Source organism: Amphritea opalescens (assembly GCF_003957515.1).
Classification (GTDB): domain Bacteria; phylum Pseudomonadota; class Gammaproteobacteria; order Pseudomonadales; family Balneatricaceae; genus Amphritea; species Amphritea opalescens.
Genome location: NZ_RQXW01000001.1, coordinates 330122 through 350265, shown reverse-complemented (window position 1 = coordinate 350265; position 20144 = coordinate 330122). Strand labels below are relative to the sequence as shown.

21 protein-coding genes are annotated in these 20144 nt (G+C 49.4%); 17 read left to right on the top strand and 4 right to left on the bottom strand.

Going from position 1 to position 20144, the window contains the following annotated elements:
- The first annotated feature begins 5 nt into the window (after nucleotides 1-5).
- The 3 genes from EH243_RS01535 (at nucleotide 6) to EH243_RS01525 (ending at nucleotide 3803) form a co-directional block, all read left to right on the top strand.
- Entirely contained in the window at nucleotides 6-1049 is a 1044-nt protein-coding gene (locus tag EH243_RS01535; RefSeq protein WP_164549015.1) for a DUF3080 family protein, read from the top strand.
- Nucleotides 1050-1178: 129 nt separating this feature from the next.
- Nucleotides 1179-1838 (top strand): transglutaminase-like cysteine peptidase, encoded by a 660-nt coding sequence (locus EH243_RS01530; RefSeq protein ID WP_241234963.1) that lies wholly within the window; start codon nucleotides 1179-1181, stop codon nucleotides 1836-1838.
- Nucleotides 1839-1868: 30 nt separating this feature from the next.
- Nucleotides 1869-3803 (top strand): bifunctional diguanylate cyclase/phosphodiesterase, encoded by a 1935-nt coding sequence (locus EH243_RS01525; protein ID WP_126156864.1) that lies wholly within the window; start codon nucleotides 1869-1871, stop codon nucleotides 3801-3803.
- Between the two features lie 105 nt (nucleotides 3804-3908).
- On the opposite strand, the gene EH243_RS01520 is transcribed toward EH243_RS01525, so the two are convergent.
- Nucleotides 3909-4358 (bottom strand): ProQ/FINO family protein, encoded by a 450-nt coding sequence (locus EH243_RS01520; protein WP_126156863.1) that lies wholly within the window; start codon nucleotides 4356-4358, stop codon nucleotides 3909-3911.
- Nucleotides 4359-4439: 81 nt separating this feature from the next.
- On the bottom strand, nucleotides 4440-4679 hold the full coding sequence (gene tusA, locus EH243_RS01515) for a sulfurtransferase TusA (protein ID WP_241234962.1): 240 nt from the start codon (nucleotides 4677-4679) through the stop codon (nucleotides 4440-4442).
- Nucleotides 4680-5295: 616 nt separating this feature from the next.
- Between tusA and EH243_RS01510 the strand changes: the two genes are divergently transcribed.
- From EH243_RS01510 to EH243_RS01500, 3 genes are read left to right on the top strand one after another with little or no spacing between them, the layout of a single operon-like run.
- The gene (locus EH243_RS01510; RefSeq protein WP_126156862.1) at nucleotides 5296-5751 is read left to right on the top strand and encodes a hypothetical protein; all 456 of its coding nucleotides are present in this window, start codon (nucleotides 5296-5298) and stop codon (nucleotides 5749-5751) included.
- Between the two features lie 15 nt (nucleotides 5752-5766).
- Nucleotides 5767-6222: a hypothetical protein gene (locus EH243_RS01505; RefSeq protein WP_126156861.1), complete on the top strand. Its 456-nt coding sequence runs from the start codon at nucleotides 5767-5769 to the stop codon at nucleotides 6220-6222.
- A gap of 15 nt (nucleotides 6223-6237) precedes the next feature.
- The gene (locus tag EH243_RS01500; protein WP_126156860.1) at nucleotides 6238-6750 is read left to right on the top strand and encodes a hypothetical protein; all 513 of its coding nucleotides are present in this window, start codon (nucleotides 6238-6240) and stop codon (nucleotides 6748-6750) included.
- A 194-nt stretch (nucleotides 6751-6944) separates the two neighbouring features.
- On the opposite strand, the gene rlmM is transcribed toward EH243_RS01500, so the two are convergent.
- A complete protein-coding gene (rlmM, locus tag EH243_RS01495; RefSeq protein WP_126156859.1) occupies nucleotides 6945-8009 on the bottom strand; it encodes a 23S rRNA (cytidine(2498)-2'-O)-methyltransferase RlmM in 1065 nt (354 codons plus the stop codon).
- Nucleotides 8006-8632: an alpha/beta fold hydrolase gene (locus tag EH243_RS01490; protein ID WP_126156858.1), complete on the bottom strand. Its 627-nt coding sequence runs from the start codon at nucleotides 8630-8632 to the stop codon at nucleotides 8006-8008. Before EH243_RS01490 ends, rlmM begins: the two co-directional genes overlap by 4 nt.
- A gap of 376 nt (nucleotides 8633-9008) precedes the next feature.
- Between EH243_RS01490 and ccoN the strand changes: the two genes are divergently transcribed.
- The 11 genes from ccoN (at nucleotide 9009) to fnr (ending at nucleotide 20062) form a co-directional block, all read left to right on the top strand.
- On the top strand, nucleotides 9009-10439 hold the full coding sequence (ccoN, locus tag EH243_RS01485; protein WP_126156857.1) for a cytochrome-c oxidase, cbb3-type subunit I: 1431 nt from the start codon (nucleotides 9009-9011) through the stop codon (nucleotides 10437-10439).
- Between the two features lie 20 nt (nucleotides 10440-10459).
- A complete protein-coding gene (ccoO, locus tag EH243_RS01480) occupies nucleotides 10460-11080 on the top strand; it encodes a cytochrome-c oxidase, cbb3-type subunit II (RefSeq protein WP_126156856.1) in 621 nt (206 codons plus the stop codon).
- 5 nt (nucleotides 11081-11085) lie between these two features.
- Nucleotides 11086-11301, top strand: a complete 216-nt coding sequence (locus EH243_RS01475) for a cbb3-type cytochrome oxidase subunit 3 (RefSeq protein ID WP_126156855.1) — start codon at nucleotides 11086-11088, stop codon at nucleotides 11299-11301.
- Nucleotides 11298-12182 (top strand): cytochrome-c oxidase, cbb3-type subunit III, encoded by an 885-nt coding sequence (ccoP, locus tag EH243_RS01470; RefSeq protein WP_126156854.1) that lies wholly within the window; start codon nucleotides 11298-11300, stop codon nucleotides 12180-12182. The genes EH243_RS01475 and ccoP overlap by 4 nt, the downstream gene beginning before the upstream one ends.
- Nucleotides 12183-12355: 173 nt before the next feature.
- The gene (gene ccoG, locus EH243_RS01465) at nucleotides 12356-13771 is read left to right on the top strand and encodes a cytochrome c oxidase accessory protein CcoG (protein ID WP_126156853.1); all 1416 of its coding nucleotides are present in this window, start codon (nucleotides 12356-12358) and stop codon (nucleotides 13769-13771) included.
- Nucleotides 13772-13849: 78 nt separating this feature from the next.
- A complete protein-coding gene (locus tag EH243_RS01460) occupies nucleotides 13850-14356 on the top strand; it encodes a FixH family protein (RefSeq protein ID WP_126156852.1) in 507 nt (168 codons plus the stop codon).
- A gap of 6 nt (nucleotides 14357-14362) precedes the next feature.
- The gene (locus EH243_RS01455) at nucleotides 14363-16831 is read left to right on the top strand and encodes a heavy metal translocating P-type ATPase (protein ID WP_126156851.1); all 2469 of its coding nucleotides are present in this window, start codon (nucleotides 14363-14365) and stop codon (nucleotides 16829-16831) included.
- Nucleotides 16832-16858: 27 nt separating this feature from the next.
- Complete coding sequence (gene ccoS, locus EH243_RS01450; RefSeq protein WP_126156850.1) at nucleotides 16859-17065, top strand: cbb3-type cytochrome oxidase assembly protein CcoS; 207 nt, start codon at nucleotides 16859-16861, stop codon at nucleotides 17063-17065.
- The gene (locus EH243_RS01445; RefSeq protein WP_126156849.1) at nucleotides 17062-17739 is read left to right on the top strand and encodes a sulfite exporter TauE/SafE family protein; all 678 of its coding nucleotides are present in this window, start codon (nucleotides 17062-17064) and stop codon (nucleotides 17737-17739) included. The genes ccoS and EH243_RS01445 overlap by 4 nt, the downstream gene beginning before the upstream one ends.
- Nucleotides 17740-17804: 65 nt before the next feature.
- Nucleotides 17805-19196, top strand: coding sequence for an oxygen-independent coproporphyrinogen III oxidase (gene hemN / locus EH243_RS01440; protein ID WP_126156848.1), 1392 nt, complete (start codon nucleotides 17805-17807; stop codon nucleotides 19194-19196).
- An 86-nt stretch (nucleotides 19197-19282) separates the two neighbouring features.
- Nucleotides 19283-20062, top strand: coding sequence for a fumarate/nitrate reduction transcriptional regulator Fnr (gene fnr / locus EH243_RS01435; protein WP_126156847.1), 780 nt, complete (start codon nucleotides 19283-19285; stop codon nucleotides 20060-20062).
- The last annotated feature ends 82 nt before the right edge of the window (nucleotides 20063-20144 follow it).

Genomic DNA, 20144 nt, shown 5'->3' with positions numbered 1-20144 from the left:
GCTTGATGCTGGTACTACAGGGTTGCGATCAGCGCCCTGTTGAAACCATGCTGGAACGATACAGCAACCGTGTCGCCAACAGCCTCGACAGTGAGGCTCAGCTTGATCTCGAAGGCCCTTTAGAACTGCCGACTTATCCACGTAGGCGTGAGCGCATACGCCCAGTAACCGATCTACGCCAAGGGTTGCTGGAGGTTTTAAAACTGCGTCACTGCCAGTTAATTCAACTGGTTGCCGAACGTAACAGCTCACTGGGTAAGGTGATGCCCCCTTCTCGCCAACTAGTCTATGAAATACAGTTTCTCAGCCGACTCAACCAGTGCCGACAGTCATTGCCGAGTCAGACGGATAAAAAACTGATTCAACAGCTTGACGAGATTTATCGCATCAAAAAACAGAGCTTCGAAGCCGCTCTCTGGAACGGCATATTCACCAGTGAAGCGATGGAGCGTAATTTTTCACCCTCAGAACCGGCACTTCCTCTTGAGGGTGATGGCGGCTTCAGCCAAAGCCGTCAGGCATTAGAAGCCCTTAACCGCGTGGCGGAACTGAACAATATCGTCCATAACCAAGCGCAATGGGATGAACCGGATAACCTAGACCAACTAGAGCCCCACTACCAAGCGCTATCAACACTGCGTTACGGTAGTCGTTGGTTGCGCTCCCTCTCTTTACTGACGTCCACCCTAAATCACACGGCCAGCGTCATTGAACAACGACTGCGCCAACGCCCCTTGTGCTACAACCAACGCGCTACCCCAGCCGCATTGATCGTTAAAAACGTGTTTAACAAATACTATGCCGGTGAACTGCAACCCTATATGGCCAAGGTTGATCGTCATGGTCAGGCATGGCTAAGCTTGAATCGACGACTCTTGGCGAATTTCAATCATATTCCAGCGACGATGCAACAGTATCAAGCCTTAATGCTAACCACAGAAAGCCCGTTTTGGCAGCATTACATCGAAGCTAGAAACCGTCATACACAGGCATGGCAACAATTGCTCACACAGTGCAATCTTATGCCTAACGGCGGATCATCGAGCTAGCACCATTTTGGGTAAATAAAACAGGTGTTATGCAACGGAGTATGAAACAATAAAGGTATTTTTAATCACTATCGGTTCGTCGTGTATAGAGCAGCCCAATACAATCAACGAAGGTCTTTAGCAGGTACGTTGTTAACTCGCCTGGGCTTTTTGGCGATTCTCGCACTGCTTACCGTTACCTATACGATCACCGCCGCTCCCGGGCTCAGCGTTATCATGACCGAAGCCCAGATAAACAAACTGGGACGTAAGTATGGCGAAATGGCGGAACGTCGATTACGTAGCTGGCAAAACCTAATCTCTGAGATCGCCGATCTTGATGATGATGAGAAGCTCTATCGGGTTAACCGCTTTTTCAACCAGTTAAACTTTGTCGATGATATTCAACACTGGGGAAAATCCGATTACTGGGCCAGCCCGGCAGAGTTTCTCATTACGAACGGCGGCGATTGCGAAGACTTTTCGATTGCCAAATATTACACCCTACGTCAGGTTGGCATACCGATCGAGAAGCTCAGCATTGTGTATGTTAAAGCCTTACGGCTCAATCAGGCCCATATGGTATTAACCTATTACAAAACACCCAAATCGACGCCTCTGATTCTCGACAATCTTATTCCGGAAATAAAACCGGCGAATCGACGCCCAGATTTACAACACGTCTATAGTTTTAACGGTGATAATCTATGGTTATCAAAAAAGGGCCGCCGCAGTACACTGGTGGGCACCTCTGATCAGTTGAAACCCTGGGTACAACTTCAATCACGAATAGAGAGTCAGGATTACTAACCTGATCAACGCGCTAATGAGGAATCAAACATGTCAATCGTAAATCAGTTAATGGCAGCCGTACTCGCCGTACTGATCGGATTAGCGGCAGGCACTGTCTATCTGATGTCCGACAGCTCTAAGACGATGCTAATACATCAACTCGAGTCCCATGGACAAGATACAGCGACCCACTTGGGGCTTTATCTTGCGCCATATATGGCCGATCATGATAAAGCGGTTATCGAGACCACCGTCAACGCTATTTTTGATAGCGGCTTTTATCAGCAGATACGGGTCGTGGACGCCGATAATGCGCCTATCTATATTAAAACGACGGGCGCCCAGATTAGCGACAACGTACCGAACTGGTTCATCAACCTCATCGACATTACGCCACCGGAGATGACCCGCGAGATCACCCATCAATGGCAAAAAGCGGGTTCTATCTTTGTACAAAGCCGTGCGGGTTATGCGTATGAACAGCTCTGGCTAGGTACTGAAAAAACCTTCGCTTGGTTTGTGATTCTTTCGTTAGTGAGCCTGTTTTTTATCAGTCTGCTCATGCGCTATATCCTCAACCCACTCAAGGGTGTTGAGGATCAAGCCATCGCCTTATCACAACAAAAATACATTGAACAAACGCATATTCCCGGCACCCGCGAACTCAAGCAGGTGGTGCTGGCCATGAATATGATGGTACGCCGCGTACGCACCATGTTTAACGAACAAACCAAGTACATTGAAGAGATTCGTCACGCGGCCTATCAGGATGACCTGACAGGGCTCAGCAATCAACGCGCCACCATGTCTCAGCTGAACGAGCGCATCGACTATCGCAATGATTTTGGCCCCGGCAGTCTTATTCATCTCCATATCGCCGAACTACAACGGCTCAACAGCGATCTGGGCATGGAGAAAGCCAATAACTTTATTCGCGCCTGCGCATCACAACTGCAAGCGTTAGCCCAACTCTCAGACGAGCCTATACTCGGTCGCATCAGTGGATCAGAGTTCATATTACTGAATAATATAACCGACCCCGACCAACTAAGCCGCGAACTCAACAAGCTAGCCGAAACACTCAAAGACTCTTACCGCCAACTAAAGGGTTCTTGTGAGCACTATTCACTCTTTATCGGTGCGACAGCCTATACCGAACAAGAAAGCTCTGAGAAACTACTGGCGAATGCAAAGCTGGCCGCCCAGCATGCCCATCAAGAAAACACCGCGGTCTACTGCAAAGGCGTTGGCAACCCTGATATACAGAGCAGTTGGCACCAGCATGTCAGTGATAAAATCATTAGCGGTGATATCTTTTTACAATGTCAGCCGGTTAAGCCGCTCTCTGAGCTACAAGGCCCAATCCATTGCGAAGCTTATGCCCGTATTTTGAATCAGGATAACCAACCCTGCGCCGCTGGCGAATTCATTAGTGTTGTTAAACAATTAAACCTCATGACCGCATTAGACAAGTCCGTGTTAAATTCGGTCAAACAGCAACTGCAACGCAATCCTGATATGAAGCTGGCCGTCAACCTAAGCAATGATTCCGTCAAAGATATGGCATTTTGTGACTGGCTCATTCGTACCACCCATAAGCAGCCGGTCGCTAAACAGCTGTGCATTGAATTAAACGAGGCCTCCGTCTTAAACAATATTAATCAGGTCGCCCTCTTCCGTGATCAACTAAAACAGGAAGGCGTGCTCTTTGGCGTCGATAACTTCGGTATCAACCCGGCGGGCTTCAGTTATCTTTATACCGTCAACCCTGATTACATCAAGATTGATGGTTCACTCATACGAGAACTCGACAGCAGCGCGGAAGACCGCTTCTTCGTCCGCAGCCTCGTCACCATCGCCCACAGCTTAGATATCAAAGTCTATGCGGAGCATGTTGAGCGGGAGACCCAGCTAAGTGCGCTGCAGCAGTTAGCCGTCGACGGATCTCAGGGCTGGGTTCATGGTAAGCCGGAACGCATCTAAACGGATATCAGTATTTCGCGGTCACATGAATAGTGACAGCGAAGCAAAAAAAACCGCCATCAGGCGGTTTTTTAACAATCATCTTGTAACAATACTTAAGTTTTACTAACCACGTTTGGTCAAGAGCATCTCTAGCTTATTGCTGAGACGATCCTCTTTTTCCTTAACTTTCTGCTTAGCTTGTTCTTCTTGACGCTTCTGCTGACGCATCTTATTAATCTCTTTCAGCTGCTGTTTCGCATGCTCAGCTTCAGATTCAGTCACAGCGCCCGATGGCTGGCCATCAAGACCGATACGATCAGCCCCCTCTTTCAAACTGCGGAAATAATATGGGGAACGAACGTAAGACGCCAACGCCCGTTTTATTTTATTCTTTGCTAACTTCTCATCGGCAATCAGATCTTCCTGAATACCGATTTTCAATGGTCGCATACTTTCCCGATTGAAAACCTCAGGATAGGCATCGCACAGCAGCTGCAAAGCCGCTTGATTAGCTGCCCGGTTCTTTGAACGAGTACGGGTTTTAGTTTTATCCGTAGTATCTGTTGCTGTCACAGTAAGTTTCTCTCAACCATTTATCTATAGGCCGATTAACGCGGCCAGTTATAAAAATCAGTGCCTGAACCTGAAACAGGGTTATTCCCCTTTACGGATCAGATAAAAATATTGATCATCTTCTTCTTTCTGGTCGATCAACTCATGCCCCAGAAAGGTACAAAACTTTGGTACGTCACGCTGTGTTGATGGATCCGTTGCCATTAATTGCAACACTTCACCAATCGCCATTTCGCGCACTTTATTGTGCAATAGCATAACCGGTTCGGGACAGAACAGGCCGGTTGCATCCATTACCTGATCCGCTTTAACTTCAACCATCAACTCCACCTCAAATACATCAGGAACCATATTGTCGCAAATTCGGCGGTATAGAAAAACCCATCTTTTGATCAGATCTCCTTTTATCCGCTATATCGGCGCTATTATACTGAAATTAATGGGAATAATTTGCTCTAGCAAAGCCGTGCCAAGATCATCCGAATCCTAATAAAGCATTAAATCGCACCTAGCCTCGTCAAATTCGAAAAAAAGCGGCTCGTAATACAGAGCAGACAGGGATGTAAGCCCACGGATTTATTGCCAATAAATCGCTAATAAAAGAGATCCAGGTTTGGCGGAAGATCGGTATCCATGTCACCTGATGGCACAGAGGCGCAGCGTTGGCCAGTGCCAACGTTTCAGCGGCATACAACACACTTAGCGAGTGTAGAGCATTCTTGGATCACCAGCTTGCAAAGCTGCTTTATTATGACCCATTCATTGATGGTTCAGTATAAGTGGAGTAAAAATATAAACACCATCTACTCCATGACATCCAATGCATGAGACCGATTATCGCATAAGAGCCGTCGATGGGTGATGAAATAAGGAACATCAGGCCGTTCCTAACACGACCTTACACTGCACGGCATTGACACAAAAAAAGGACAGAACCATGACGTTAAGACGCACACTGTTACTCGGCGCAGCCGCCTTCGGAATGAGCATCATGATGGCCTCCCCCGCGATGGCCCATGGCGGCAGTGATCCGATTACGGGCATCGATATTATCATCTTAAAAGACCCCAGTAGCCAGCCGATCAAGCCGTTCTCCCTCGATGGGCGCGAGATCAAAATGCTCAATAGCCTCAAGGACGCGGATCGTCCAACCTTTGTGCTGAAAACCGTTGCTGAACACATCGGTGCCGATGGTGCATTCGTGCAATCAGGCATGAAGGCGCTGGGTGATATCTGGTGTGGGCCATGCAAGATGGCTAACGAGATCGCGGTTAAATTTCCCGTCGGCAAGACCACCTATATGCTTGATCTACACATTCACGGAAAAGATATGATCCGCCAGCAAGCAGTCAAAGGCTCCACTAGCCGTATGCTTGAGTTGAAATCCCAATAAAAAAAGGACAGAACCATGACGTTAAGACGCACACTGCTACTCGGCGCAGCCGCCTTCGGAATGAGCATCATGATGGCCTCCCCTGCGATGGCCCTAGGCGGCAGTGATCCGATTGAGGGCATCGATATTATCATCAAAAAAGACCCCGGTAGTCAGCCGATCAAGCCGTTCTCCCTCGATGGGCGCGAGATCAAAATGCTCAATAGCCTCAAAGGTGCGGATCGTCCAACCTTTGTGCTGAAAACCGTTGCTGAACACATCGGTGCCGATGGCGCATTCGTGCAATCAGGCATGAAGGCGCTGGGTGATATCTGGTGTGGGCCGTGTAAGATGGCCAACGAGATCGCGGTGAAATTTCCCGTCGGCAAGACCACTTATATGCTTGATCTACACATTCACGGAAAAGATATGATCCGCCAGCAAGCAGTCAAAGGCTCCACTAGCCGTATGCTTAAGCTGAAATCTCAATAAAAAAAGGACAGAACCATGACGTTAAGACGCACACTGTTACTCGGCGCAGCCGCCTTCGGAATGAGCATCATGATGGCCTCCCCCGCGATGGCCCATGGCGGTAATGATCCGATTACGGGCATCGATATTATCATCTTAAAAGACCCCAGTAGCCAGCCGATCAAGCCGTTCTCCCTCGATGGGCGCGAGATCAAAATGCTCAATAGCCTCAAAGGTGCGGATCGTCCAACCTTTGTGCTGAAAACCGTTGCTGAACACATCGGTGCCGATGGCGCATTCGTGCAATCAGGCATGAAGGCGCTGGGTGATATCTGGTGTGGGCCGTGTAAGATGGCCAACGAGATCGCGGTGAAATTTCCCGTCGGCAAGACCACTTATATGCTGAAGTTGCACATCCAAGAGGAAGGAATTGTCCGCCAGCAAGGACTCACAGGTCACACCAGCCGCGGGAAGCTGGCTAACGACTGGGCCGTAGGCAAGCACGAGCAGAGCGTTCTAACTGAAAGTAAGCGCGCTGTTTCCCCCTAAAAGGGCTTCGGTTGTCATTGAGTGTCGGGCTGTTTCTTACTGCAAGCAAAAAGAAAGAGCCCGCCCACCATCGCCGCCAGAGGCGGCTCCTACAAGAGATCATAATCACAGAGCTAAAACACTAACGCGCGATACCACTGAAAAACTCAGAGGCCATACCGGCACAGCGAGATATACACACCGAGAAAACAACATTAACCGTGATAGCCCAACAACCGCACATGCACGGTTATCTCTTCACGATCATGGTAAAGATGCTTAGCGGCAAGGCGATAATCAATGCCCGCTTCATTCAACGTGGTTTGCAGATACGCTAAGCAGCTCTTTACTTCAGGATAACGTTGTTTCATTGGCAACTTGAGGTTAAACACCGTTTCACGGCACCAGCCCTCCTGCAGCCACTGAGTCATCAATTTGATCACCCGCGTCGGCTTATCGACGATATCACACACCATCCAATCAAACGGTTTCTGTGGATGAAACGCAAAGGCATCTTCGGTTAGATGCTTTACCTGCCCCGTTTCCATTAAAGAGTCGGCCATCGGCCCATTATCGATGGCGGTGACAAACATATTTTGATTCACCAGTTGCCAGGTCCAACCACCGGGAGCGGCCCCGAGGTCAACAGCGCGCTTACCGCTGCTAATATACTGGTGCCACTGATGCTCGGGTATAAACCAATGCCACGCCTCTTCTAGCTTCAAGGTCGAGCGACTCGGCGCCTGCTGCGGGAATTTTAAGCGCATGATCCCCATCGGCCAAGGCGCTGAGTTTTTAATCGGCGCATAGCCAATATAAAAACAGCTGCCCGACAGTGCAAAAATATGCAGCCTGTCAGTGGCCTGTCGCTGCAGTACGCCCTGCTTACGTAACACCTGGCTAAAAGCGGAACCGAAGCTATTACAAAACCGCTGCATTTCGCGCCCTTCGGTGGTATCCGCAGGCTCAACCCAGAGTTCACTACATTGAGGTAAACCACGCACATGCGGCATCAATGATTCCACCCGATCCTGAGTATCTACACCCTCAATCATGGGCAGGCAGACAATCCATTGTCGAGTAAAAATAAGATCATGAAATCGCAACTGCTCAACCGCCAGCGCAGCGCCATCCGGCTGATGACTGACAAACAACGCATAGCCGGTGTTTTCCTCTAACTTACAATAACCGTAAATGCCCTGCTGCTCACACTGTTCACGCACCTCGGCAGCACACTCTTTTTCAAAGCCGGGACGACAATAGAGCAGAAGATGATTCACAGGATAGTACCTCGATGATAGTGGTTAATAATGGCGAGCGTGGATTCTACTGCATTCGCCATGTGTTCGTCCTGAGTTATTCCCGACATTTTACGCGGCTTCAGGTCATGATCACCATCTTCAAGCCAGTGCAGCACCACACTCGGTGCTAAAGAGTAACCGTCAACCAGTTCTTTACGCCCCATCGCATCCCGAGTGCCCTGAAAGATATGGATCGGCTTAACCGCACACTGTAAATGCTCAATCCGTGGAGCATCCTGTTTGCCGGCAGCATAAAAGGGGTAACCATAGACAAAACAACCGGCGACCGCCTCGTGATCGGCTAACATCGTCGCCATACGCCCTCCCATCGACTTTCCGGCCAACCACAGTGGTTGATGATCATCTCGATAGGTTTCGATCAATTCAGAAAAATATGCCAGCAATTTGGGCTGCCGATCCGGCGGACGCCTTTTACTATCGATACGTCGCTGCTGCATATAAGGAAACTCAAACCGAATCACCTCCACATCACCGGCCGAGAGGGCCGAGGCCATTTGGTTCATAAACGGGCTATCCATTGGCGCACCCGCCCCATGGGCTAGCAAGATTCGCCCTTTTTTAGCACAGCCTTCGATTAACATTTCCCCTCCAATGCTTAAAAAAACAACAAATTATGCCTCAGTTCTCGCTTGATCCATATCAACAAAAGCCAAATTAGACACTTTCTCTATAGGGTTGATATATATCAACATTCGCTAAAAGCAGCAATAAACCACTAAAACCACAAGGGTTTCAGAAATATAAAAAGATAAAATAAATATATAGTTCAATAAGTTAGAGATAAAATACCCTCATTATAAATATCCTTAACATCCCATTTCTCCGCTTTTGCACTGCGTCACTATGTCGCAACTAATACCGTTGACGCATTGAAATGTGGCCGCTGTTTCAACATAATAGCCGACGGAAATTTACTATTTCTAAACCTTTCTAATAGCTTGTTGATGAGAGCCTGATATGAGCACAGCAGCTGAACACCCAACCTACAATTACAAGGTGGTGCGTCAATTCGCCATCATGACCGTGGTATGGGGAATCGTCGGAATGGCCATAGGGGTGCTAATCGCATCCCAGTTAATATGGCCTGCACTAAACTTTGATACAGCTTGGTTAAGCTTTGGACGTATTCGTCCATTGCATACTAATGCCGTTATCTTTGCATTCGGAGGCTGCGCATTGTTCGCAACCTCTTACTACGTCGTACAACGTACGTGCCAAACACGTTTGATCTCAGACAAACTGGCCGCTTTCACCTTTTGGGGATGGCAGCTGGTTATTCTGTGCGCAGTCGTGACTCTGCCACTCGGCATTACCTCTACTAAAGAGTATGCAGAACTGGAATGGCCAATTGATCTGTTGCTCACGGTTGTTTGGGTGGCTTACGGTATCGTCTTCATGGGTACTGTGAAGATGCGTAAGACATCTCACATCTATGTGGGTAACTGGTTCTACATGGGCTTCATCCTGACAGTAGGCGTACTGCACATCGTTAACAGCGCAGCAATGCCTGTTACCCTGTTCAAGTCCTACTCTGTCTATCCAGGTGCAGTCGATGCAATGGTTCAGTGGTGGTATGGCCATAATGCGGTAGGCTTCTTCCTGACCGCTGGCTTCTTAGGCATGATGTATTACTTCGTACCTAAGCAGTCTGGACGTCCTATCTACTCTTACCGTCTGTCTGTTGTTCACTTCTGGGCTCTGATCGCAACCTATATGTGGGCGGGTGGTCACCATCTGCACTATACCTCTCTGCCTGACTTTGCTCAGACACTGGGTATGGTTATGTCTCTGATTCTGTTGGCGCCATCTTGGGGTGGTATGATCAACGGTATGATGACGCTGTCAGGTGCATGGCACAAACTGCGTACCGATCCTATCTTGCGCTTCTTAGTGGTATCTCTGTCGTTCTACGGCATGTCTACCTTCGAAGGCCCAATGATGGCAATCAAAACCGTTAACGCCCTCTCCCACTACACTGACTGGACTATCGGTCACGTACATGCGGGTGCTCTAGGCTGGGTTGCGATGATCTCTATCGGTTCTATTTATCACATGGTTCCTAAGCTCTGGGGTAAAACTCAGATGGCCAGTGTTGGATTGATTAACACTCACTTCTGGCTAGCAACTATCGGTACTGTATTGTACATCTGTGCGATGTGGGTTAACGGTATCTTGCAAGGCTTGATGTGGCGTGCAGTGAACGAAGATGGCACTCTGACTTACAGCTTCGTAGAAGCACTAGAAGCCAGTCACCCAGGCTATATGGTTCGCGCACTGGGCGGTGCATTCTTCCTGGCCGGTATGATCCTGATGGCATACAACGTATGGCAAACTGTTCGTAAAGACAGCAAAGCACCTGTTGCTAGCCCGTCTGCGCAAACAGCTTAAGGATCAGAGGAGCACATAACATGATCAAACACGAAACGATTGAAAAGAACATTGGCCTGATGATTCTACTGATTATTCTGGTAATCAGTGGCGGTGGTCTTGCAGAAATCGTACCTCTGTTCTTCACCAATGCGACAACTAAGCCGATCGAAGGTCTGCGGACGTATACTCCGCTGGAACTTGAAGGGCGTGACATCTATATCCGTGAGGGTTGCCATGTATGTCACACTCAACAGATTCGTCCTTTCCGTGCTGAAACTGAGCGTTACGGTCACTACTCAACGGCAAATGAAGGCGTCTGGGAACATCCGTTCCTATGGGGCTCTAAGCGTACCGGCCCTGATCTGGCCCGTGTAGGCGGTCGTTATAGTGATGACTGGCATCGTGCCCATCTCTACAACCCACGCGATGTAGTACCGGAATCCAAAATGCCCACTTACCCATGGCTGTTTGAAAACAAACTGTCTGGTGAAGATACGGCTGCCAAAATGCGAGTACTGGCTAAACTAGGTGTTCCATACACCGAAGAAGATGCCAGCAAAGCGCGTGAGCAAGTAGAAGGCAAGGCTGAAATTGATGCCGTGATCGCCTACCTGCAGGCACTGGGTAAACTCCACTCTCAATATACCAACAAGCGGTAATTCGAGTGAGCTACGAAGTTTATGGTCCATATCTGCCTCTGCTGATGCTGATTACCTTTATCGGTTTATTTATCTGGGTGTTATTACCGGGTAACCGAAAACGATTTGATGAAGCATCAAAGCTGCCTTTCGCTGACGAGGATGAGAATGAGAATGAAAGTTCTCCCGGCGAAGGCTCTACAGGCACTGATATAACCAATAACGGGAGAAATGAAAAATGAGTCCTTTTTGGAACGCATGGGTATGGACAATTACCCTGGTAGTTATACTAGGTTGTACCTTGTTGCTGCTTGCCACGCGTAAAAGCGAGCCTTATAAGGATGCCACAGAGGAAACTACTGGGCACTCCTTTGATGGTATCGAAGAGTATGACAATCCGCTGCCAAGTTGGTGGTTCCAGATGTTTGTGGGAACCGTTATCTTCGCCGTTGCCTATCTCGGCCTATACGGTCTGGGCAACGTAAAAGGCTTTTACGGTTGGTCATCCGTCGGTCAGTATGAAGAAGAAATGGCGCATGCTGAAGAGGTATACAAGCCAGTGTTTGCTAAGTATGCATCTCTGTCGATTGAAGACTTACAGGATAAGCCTGACGGCCTGAAAATCGGTCAACGGATGTTCGCAAATAACTGTGCGGTATGTCATGGCGGAACAGGTGCGGGTGCCCACGGCTTCCCTAACCTAACCGATAATGACTGGTTGTACGGTGGTGCTCCTGCCACTATTCAACAAACCATCACCGAAGGTCGTCAAGGCGCTATGCCTGCTTGGGGCCCTGTCCTAGGTGAAGAAGGTGTTCGTGATGTGACTAGCTACATCTTGTCACTCAGCGGTGCTGAGCATGATGCTGATATGGCTGCTCGCGGCCAGCAACAGTTCCAAGCGTTATGTACCGCCTGTCATGGTGCTGACGGTAAAGGAACTCAAGCATTGGGCGCGCCTAACTTGACCGATAATACATGGTTGTATGGTGGCTCTTTCGAGCAGATCAGCCACACAATCCGTACCGGTCGTAACGGTGTTATGCCAGCACATAAAGCGCTACTCAGCGATGACAAGATTAAACTCATCGCCGCTTACGTTTACAGCTTGTCTAACAAGTAAGGCTTAGATCAATGAAAAGGCGATATGATGCAAATCATATCGCCTTTTTTTGTGCTGCAGCTTATATGCAGTCTTAAACTGCGTATAATATTCGAATTCACTAATAGACCACCTCAAGATAATGGGGAGGCTATGAGTGTTAGTATTTCGACTATTTGATGGTGAGGAATGGTATGAATCAAATACCAGTTAAGGATGTAACGCCAAAGTCAAAAAATGGCGATGGAAGTGGCGATCTATACGCCAAGCGTGAACATATTTATGTAAAGTACTACAAAGGGTTCTTTAAAAATTTAAGAACCATCTCCGGCATCATAATGCTGATCATGTTCTATGGTTTCTCCTGGATTCAATGGGATGGTCATCAGGCAATCCTGTTTGACCTACCCAGCCGACAGTTCCATATTTTTGCTTTCACCTTCTGGCCCCAGGATTTCATGTTGCTCTCCTGGTTGCTTATTATCCTAGCGTTTACCCTGTTCTTTGTAACTGTGTTTGCCGGACGACTCTGGTGTGGCTATGCCTGTCCTCAATTCGTCTGGACATGGTTCTTCATCTGGGCTGAGCGCGTCACCGAAGGCGACCGCAATCAGCGCATGCGCCTTGATAAGGCCGGCTGGAGTCTCGAGAAGATCGCCAGAAAAACGGCTAAGCATACCGTCTGGATCATCATTGCCGCGGCCTCGGCCATTGCCTTTGTCGGTTATTTCACGCCTATCCGTGAATTAGTCCCCTCGGTTTTATCCTGGGACCTTGGCCCTTGGGAAAGCTGGTGGATCGGCTTCTTAACCGTCGCAACCTATGCCAATGCGGGCTGGATGCGTGAGCAGGTATGTATTTATATGTGCCCTTATGCTCGCTTTCAAAGTGTTATGTTTGATGCTGACACATTGGTCATCTCTTACGATGAACAACGCGGTGAAAATCGTGGTAAACGTAAGAAAAATGCAGACTATAAAGCGGAAGGCTTAGGTGACTGTATCGATTGCGGTAACTGTGTTCATGTCTGCCCTGTGGGCATCGACATTCGCAACGGCCTGCAATATGAGTGTGTCGCCTGTGGTGCCTGCGTCGATGCCTGTGATGACATCATGGATCGCATGGGCTATGAACGTGGACTGGTGCGCTATACCACCGAACATGCCTTAGAAGGCGGCGAGACCCATATTCTTCGCCCTCGCCTAATCGCTTATTTCGTGGCTCTCTGCGTCATGTTTATCACCTTCAGCTACACCCTGTACAGCAGGGTACCGCTTGAAGTTGATATCATCCGCGACCGAGGCCAACTGTATGTGCAAGCCTCTAACGGCATGATCGAAAACGTCTATACCCTCAAGCTGGCGAATAAGTCACAGGTTGATCATCGTTTCAACATCGATGTATCAGGTATTGACGGTATTACCATGGCAGGTGAGCGAGAAGTATTAATCCGTTCTGGAGAGCTATTGGTACACCCGATCAGCCTTCAAGCGGATCCTCGCTTCCTCGAACGTCCAAACTATGACATTACCTTCAAGGTACAAGCGATCGATGATCCAAGCATTTTGGTGAGCGAAGAAAACCGCTTTATTAGTCCTGTGAAGCGTTAAGCTACCCACCGCCAATTGTCTGAGTTAGAATAGCTGCCGGATTTGCTTCCGAGCAGCTATTTCTTTTTAAGGAAACATATGACTGATCAAGATATCGGCCCCTGGTATAAACAACCTTGGCTATGGTTTATTCTGGCGCCACTCATTGCCACTGTCCTCTACTCCACTGTTTATATTACCGCATCGGTGGTGACCAATGATGGTGTCGTCCTTGAGGAGTACACGAAAAGCGCCAAATCATTTCACGAAGGCAGCAGCCTAAAAGAAGCAGCCCAAGCGCTAGGCCTTAACGGGACACTTCGATTCGATACGGTTGCTGGCGATATCAACTTAGAACTTTTGAGTTCTACCGATGCGTCTTTACCCGCGCAATTAAAGCTAGTGATTGGTCATCCGACCAAGGCGAGCCTTGATATCAACGTAACCCTGAACCAGATTCGCCCCGGTTACTATGGTGGCGAACTACAAAGCGTTCTTAAAGGTAATAAACGTTTGATTATCAGCCCGCTAGATAAACAATGGGAGCTGGTCAATGAAGCCCAACCCCCTTACGATCAGCAAAGCTTCACCTTTGGTAACCCGTAAGCAGTAATGAACGCCCCTGAAGGTAATAAGCACAACCATCTTAGCTGTTTCCACTGTGGACTCGATGTCCCCTCTGGCAGCCAGTATTTCACCACGATCGACGGACAGCCTCGCCAGATGTGCTGTCCCGGTTGTCAGGCGGTTGCTCAGGTTATCGCCGACGGCGGGCTAGAAAATTACTATAAGCACCGCACCAATGAAGCCTCTTCACCTGAGGCTCTCAGCGTCACAGAACAATTAAAGGCTGAGTTCGAGTTATATAACCACGCCAGCGTACAGAAACATTTTGTCTCCGAATTAGCCGATGGCAGCAAACAGGCCACCCTTGTCATCGAAGGCATCACCTGCGCCGCTTGCGTTTGGCTGCTCGAACACCATATAAGCTCGCTTGAGGGTGTCCAACTCGCGAGTGTCAACCTGACCAATCATCGTGCCCGCGTACAGTGGGATGATGAACAGATAAAACTCAGCGATATCTTCCTCGCCATGCACAGCATCGGCTATCAGGGTCATCCTTATCACCCGGATAAAGAGGAACAGCTACTCGAGCAGGAGACCAAACGAGCGATGCGCCGATTAGGCATCGCCGGGGTCTTCACTATGCAGATCATGATGCTGGCCGTGGCCCTCTATACCGGCGCCAATGGCAGCCTTGAAAGCAATTATGAAAACTTTATTCGCTGGGCGAGCCTCGTATTAGCCACGCCCGTAGTATTTTATGCCGCCAGACCTTTTTTCCAAGCGGCATACCGAGATCTTCGCACCCGCCACCTCACCATGGACCTCCCCGTCTCCATCGCGATTGGCGGTGCCTATACCGCCAGTATCTGGGCCACCATAACCGCCAGTGGCGAAGTCTATTATGACTCGGTCAGTATGTTTACCTTCTTCCTACTGATCGGTCGTTTCCTCGAAATGAAAGCCCGACATCGCACCGGCAAAGCGGGTAATGCGCTCCTTAACCTCCTGCCCGCCAGCGCGATTCTCTGTACTCCTGACGGGGAGCAAATTGTCGCCGCCAATGAGCTACAACAGGGCGACCGAATTCTTGTCAAACCCGGCCATACGATTCCCGCCGATGGCGATATTGTTCAAGGCAGCAGTAGCATCGATGAATCGGCCCTCACGGGTGAATACCTTCCGCTAACCAAAAGGGAAGGCGATAGCGTGGTCGGCGGCACCATCAATGTAGAAAACCCGATCCATCTAACCGTCACTCAGGTCGGAGCCAGCTCGCAACTCTCTTCGATCGTTCGGTTGCTTGAACGGGCCCATGAAGAAAAACCCAAAGTCGCCCGGCTGGCCGATAAGGTATCCGGTTATTTTGTCTCGGCCGTTCTGATCATTGCCGCGACGGTCGGTCTTTATTGGTGGCAGGTCGATCCCGGTCATGCCTTTTGGGTCACCCTATCGGTGTTGGTTGTTACCTGCCCTTGCGCCCTATCACTGGCGACCCCCACGGCGCTAACAGCCGCGACGGGTACACTACGACAGCACGGCCTGTTGATTACCCGAGGCCATGTGTTAGAAAGCCTCGCCAAAGCGACCCATATTGTATTCGATAAAACCGGCACCCTGACCGAAGGCAACCTGTCACTGCAAAACACACAGACCCTTGCCGAACTCACCGAGCAGCAATGCCTTGAGATTGCCGCAGCACTGGAAGCCCACTCCGAACACCCCATTGCACGGGCTTTCCACCGGGCGTCACATGCGACCTCGATCGTGCCGGCAGAGCAGCTCACCAATCATGTCGGCCAAGGCTTAGAAGGTTATATCAACGGTCAACGCTTTTTCATTGGCAAGCCTCAGTTTGCCAGTCAATATTGCGATACCCCTCTGGATTTCAATCACGCGCCCGATGACCAGTGCCAATGGCTATTACTGGCCAGTGAAACAGAGCCGCTTGCGTGGTTTGGCTTGAGTGATCCCGCCCGTAAACAAGCCGCTCAGGTCGTGCAACAACTCAAACGGATGGGGCTTGAAGTACAGATGCTCACCGGTGATAGTTCTGCCGCGGTAGGCCATATCGCCCATCAACTGAAGATCGACAAGGTTATCTCCGGCGTCAGTCCAGCAGAGAAACTACAGCACATCCAACAACTTCAGGATGACGGCGCACAGTTGATCATGGTCGGCGATGGTATTAATGATATTCCCGTGCTCGCAGGGGCTCAGACCTCGATTGCTATGGGCTCGGCGACCGATCTTGCAAAAACCAATGCGGATGCGGTGTTAATTTCCGGCGAGCTAATGCGCCTTCCTCAAGCCTTAAAGCTCGCTAGACGCACTCGGGCGAATATTCGTCAGAACCTTAGCTGGGCACTGTTTTATAACTTGATAGCCCTCCCCCTAGCTGCCGCGGGCATGATCGCCCCTTGGATGGCCGCCATCGGTATGTCTATCAGCTCCCTAGTCGTCGTCGGCAATGCCCTACGGTTGACTAAACTTGGTCGCACTGATCAGGTAGAATAGTTTCAACAATCTAAGTGAAGCACTGCCATGTCGATTATCTATCTGCTTATCCCTATCGCTATTATTCTTGCGAGCATCGCTATTTGGGGGTTTTTCTGGTCGGTGAACAGCGGCCAACTCGACGATCTAGAATCTCCAGCCCATAGCATTCTGTATGATGATGATGAGGATCTCATCCCCGACGAAGCAAAGATCCACAAGCCTGCCCACACACCAACTGATAAACCCCAATGACAGAACAAGTCTCAGCCCTCACCGCACTACTATTAGGTTTACTCGGCAGCGCCCATTGCCTTGGCATGTGTGGCGGCATCTCCAGCGCGGTGGCGATGGGGATCGACCGAAAAAACCAACATCCCGCCCTGCTGCTGCTTGGCTTTAACCTAGGCCGAATTACCAGCTATACCATTGCTGGTGCCTTGCTAGGCAGCCTTGGTTGGCTGATTAGCTCGCCCACAACCGCGATCCTGTTACGCACCTTTGCCGGCGTCATCTTGATTTTAATGGGCCTCTATGTGGCGCAAATATGGCGCGGCTTAGCCTTGATTGAAAAACAGGGCAACCACCTTTGGCGTCATATCCAACCCCTTAGCCGCCGATTACTCCCCGTCAGCAACCCGCTACAAGCACTCGCCCTTGGTGGTCTGTGGGGCTGGCTGCCCTGCGGACTGGTGTACAGCACCTTAATCTGGAGTGCGACCGCCGGTGACTGGAAAGTCTCGGCGATGATGATGGCCTGCTTTGGCTTGGGAACGGTTCCCGCGATGCTGGCCACGGGCCTTCTGGCCAATCAGGTACAGGCCCTGCTGAAAAACAAAAAGGCACAAACCGTGGCAGGACTGCTCATCATCCTGTTTGGCCTCTACACCATCCCTTGGCGAGGCCTCGGCTTACCCTTTATTGATTGATATCAATACAGGTTTGGGGAAAAGCCTTATAATCGCCTCCCTTTGCAGTAAGAGTGAGAATTGTTGTGAACCAGAACAACCTGATTAAATGGGATCTCGACCTGATCCGCCGTTATGACCTGTCCGGCCCTCGCTACACCTCTTACCCAACTGCGATTCAGTTCAATCCGGATCTATCGGCTGAAGATCTGGTCAATACTGGCCAGCAAACAGCGGATAAAAAAGCCCCTTTATCACTCTATGTGCACATCCCTTTCTGTGCCCATGTCTGCTATTACTGCGCCTGCAATAAAGTGATTACTCGGAATCGCAAAAAGGCTCAACCCTACCTCGACACCCTCTACCAAGAGATGGCCGAGTTATCCCAATGGTATGCCGATGACCGGACCGTGGAACAGCTTCACCTAGGAGGCGGCACGCCCACCTTTATCAGCAACCAGCAGATGGTTGAACTGATGCAACAGCTGCGACAACACTTCACCTTACTCGATGATGATTCCGGTGACTATTCGATCGAAATCGATCCCCGTGAAGTGGACCATGAGATGCTCAAAGTGCTGCGCGAGGTCGGTTTTAACCGTGTCAGCTTTGGCGTTCAAGACCTTGAACTCAAAGTACAACAGGCCGTTAACCGCGTTCAACCGCTTGAAGAGATTGCCGATGTTCTTCACGAAGCCCGCCGTCTAGGTTTCCGCTCAATCAATATCGACCTTATCTACGGTCTGCCGCATCAAACACTGGAAAGCTTTAGCAAAACATTGGATAGCATTATCGCGCTCAGCCCCGACCGGCTGTCGGTATTCAACTATGCCCACATGCCTGACCGTTTTCGCTCCCAGAGCCACATAAAAGCTGAAGATCTGCCTAGCCCAGAAACCAAACTCGCGATTTTAGAAACCACCATCAGCAAGCTCATAGCCGCCGGTTACGTATACATTGGCATGGATCATTTCGCCAAGCCCGATGACGAACTAGCACTGGCACAACAAAGCGGCAAACTGCATCGCAACTTTCAGGGTTATACCACCCATAGCGATTGTGACCTTGTCGCGATGGGCGTGTCATCCATCAGCCAGATTGGCGACGTTTATTATCAAAACGAACATGATATGAGCGCCTATACCGCTGCGGTTGAATCCCGGAATAACGCCATAAAACGGGGCGTAACCCTGAGCACCGATGACCGTATCCGTCGCGCAGTGATCACTCAATTGATCTGCCATTTTGAATTAGATATGACCACTATAGAGCAGCAGTTTGACATAAACTTTAGTGAATACTTTGCTGAAGCGCTGCAAGAACTGCAGCGCTTTACCCATGATGGGCTGGTCAACCTTAACCCCAGCAACATCGAAGTCACCCCTGCAGGACGGCTGCTTATCCGCCGCATCTGTATGGCGTTTGATGCCTATATCCCGAAACAAGAACCGACTAAAGGTTTCTCCCGCATCATTTGATGTGGGAAATACTTCACCCTGCGGGCGATTTAGTAGATAATCACGTATCAGCGTTATCTAATAAATCAACGGAACAGGACATCATTATGGGCAACCATAAGGCTTCAGAAGGGAAACTACACAGCTTGAGACAGGTGCACTGTAATACTTGCAGCCTCAGTTCTTTATGTTTACCTATGTCCCTTAATATGACAGAGATAGACAAGCTAGATAATATTATCGATAAAAGCCGGCCGCTCAAAAAAGGGGATCACCTCTTCAACCAAGGCGAAACCTTTACCTCTGTTTATGCTATTCGTGCCGGCACCGTTAAAACATATACCCTCACCAATGAAGGCGAAGAGCAGATTACCGGCTTCTACTTCCCCGGCGAAATGGTCGGCATGAGTGGTTTTGATAACGATCAATACCCAGTATCAGCAAAAATACTCGAAACAACCACGGTTTGTGAAATCCCATTCGAGCGACTCGACGAACTCTCAGGTCAGATGCCGGAACTGCGCCGTCAGATTCTGCGCACCCTGAGTAAAGAGATCCGTGATGATCAGCAGATGATGTTGCTATTAAGCAAGAAAAACGCTGAACAGCGGGTGGCAACCTTCCTGATTAAACTCTCGATCCGTTTTAAAATGCGTGGTTACTCAGAAACTCAGTTTCGTTTATCCATGTCCAGAAACGAGATCGGTAACTACCTCGGATTGGCGGTAGAAACCGTTAGCCGCATATTTACCCGCTTCCAAAAAATGGATCTAGTACGGGTGGATGGTAAAGAGATCGATCTGTGCAACCTAGAAGAGATCTATCGCCTATCCGGTGAACCTCAAGATGTACAAGAGCATGACGGCAAAGCCTGTCCTCTCGAGTAAACCTTGCTCCAATGAAAAGAATACCCGCTCTTTAGCGGGTATTCTTGTTATCATGCACCCCGTTTTTATAGCCCTAGCCGAT

What these genes read in the sequence shown, in the direction of transcription:
- EH243_RS01535 (WP_164549015.1), top strand. Translation starts at nt 6, where the DNA reads ATGCTGGTACTACAGGGTTGCGATCAGCGCCCTGTTGAAACCATGCTG.
- EH243_RS01525 (WP_126156864.1), top strand. Translation starts at nt 1,869, where the DNA reads ATGTCAATCGTAAATCAGTTAATGGCAGCCGTACTCGCCGTACTGATC.
- tusA (WP_241234962.1), bottom strand. Translation starts at nt 4,679, where the DNA reads ATGGTTGAAGTTAAAGCGGATCAGGTAATGGATGCAACCGGCCTGTTC.
- EH243_RS01510 (WP_126156862.1), top strand. Translation starts at nt 5,296, where the DNA reads ATGACGTTAAGACGCACACTGTTACTCGGCGCAGCCGCCTTCGGAATG.
- EH243_RS01505 (WP_126156861.1), top strand. Translation starts at nt 5,767, where the DNA reads ATGACGTTAAGACGCACACTGCTACTCGGCGCAGCCGCCTTCGGAATG.
- EH243_RS01500 (WP_126156860.1), top strand. Translation starts at nt 6,238, where the DNA reads ATGACGTTAAGACGCACACTGTTACTCGGCGCAGCCGCCTTCGGAATG.
- EH243_RS01490 (WP_126156858.1), bottom strand. Translation starts at nt 8,632, where the DNA reads ATGTTAATCGAAGGCTGTGCTAAAAAAGGGCGAATCTTGCTAGCCCAT.
- ccoN (WP_126156857.1), top strand. Translation starts at nt 9,009, where the DNA reads ATGAGCACAGCAGCTGAACACCCAACCTACAATTACAAGGTGGTGCGT.
- ccoO (WP_126156856.1), top strand. Translation starts at nt 10,460, where the DNA reads ATGATCAAACACGAAACGATTGAAAAGAACATTGGCCTGATGATTCTA.
- ccoP (WP_126156854.1), top strand. Translation starts at nt 11,298, where the DNA reads ATGAGTCCTTTTTGGAACGCATGGGTATGGACAATTACCCTGGTAGTT.
- ccoG (WP_126156853.1), top strand. Translation starts at nt 12,356, where the DNA reads ATGAATCAAATACCAGTTAAGGATGTAACGCCAAAGTCAAAAAATGGC.
- EH243_RS01460 (WP_126156852.1), top strand. Translation starts at nt 13,850, where the DNA reads ATGACTGATCAAGATATCGGCCCCTGGTATAAACAACCTTGGCTATGG.
- EH243_RS01455 (WP_126156851.1), top strand. Translation starts at nt 14,363, where the DNA reads ATGAACGCCCCTGAAGGTAATAAGCACAACCATCTTAGCTGTTTCCAC.
- ccoS (WP_126156850.1), top strand. Translation starts at nt 16,859, where the DNA reads ATGTCGATTATCTATCTGCTTATCCCTATCGCTATTATTCTTGCGAGC.
- EH243_RS01445 (WP_126156849.1), top strand. Translation starts at nt 17,062, where the DNA reads ATGACAGAACAAGTCTCAGCCCTCACCGCACTACTATTAGGTTTACTC.
- fnr (WP_126156847.1), top strand. Translation starts at nt 19,283, where the DNA reads ATGGGCAACCATAAGGCTTCAGAAGGGAAACTACACAGCTTGAGACAG.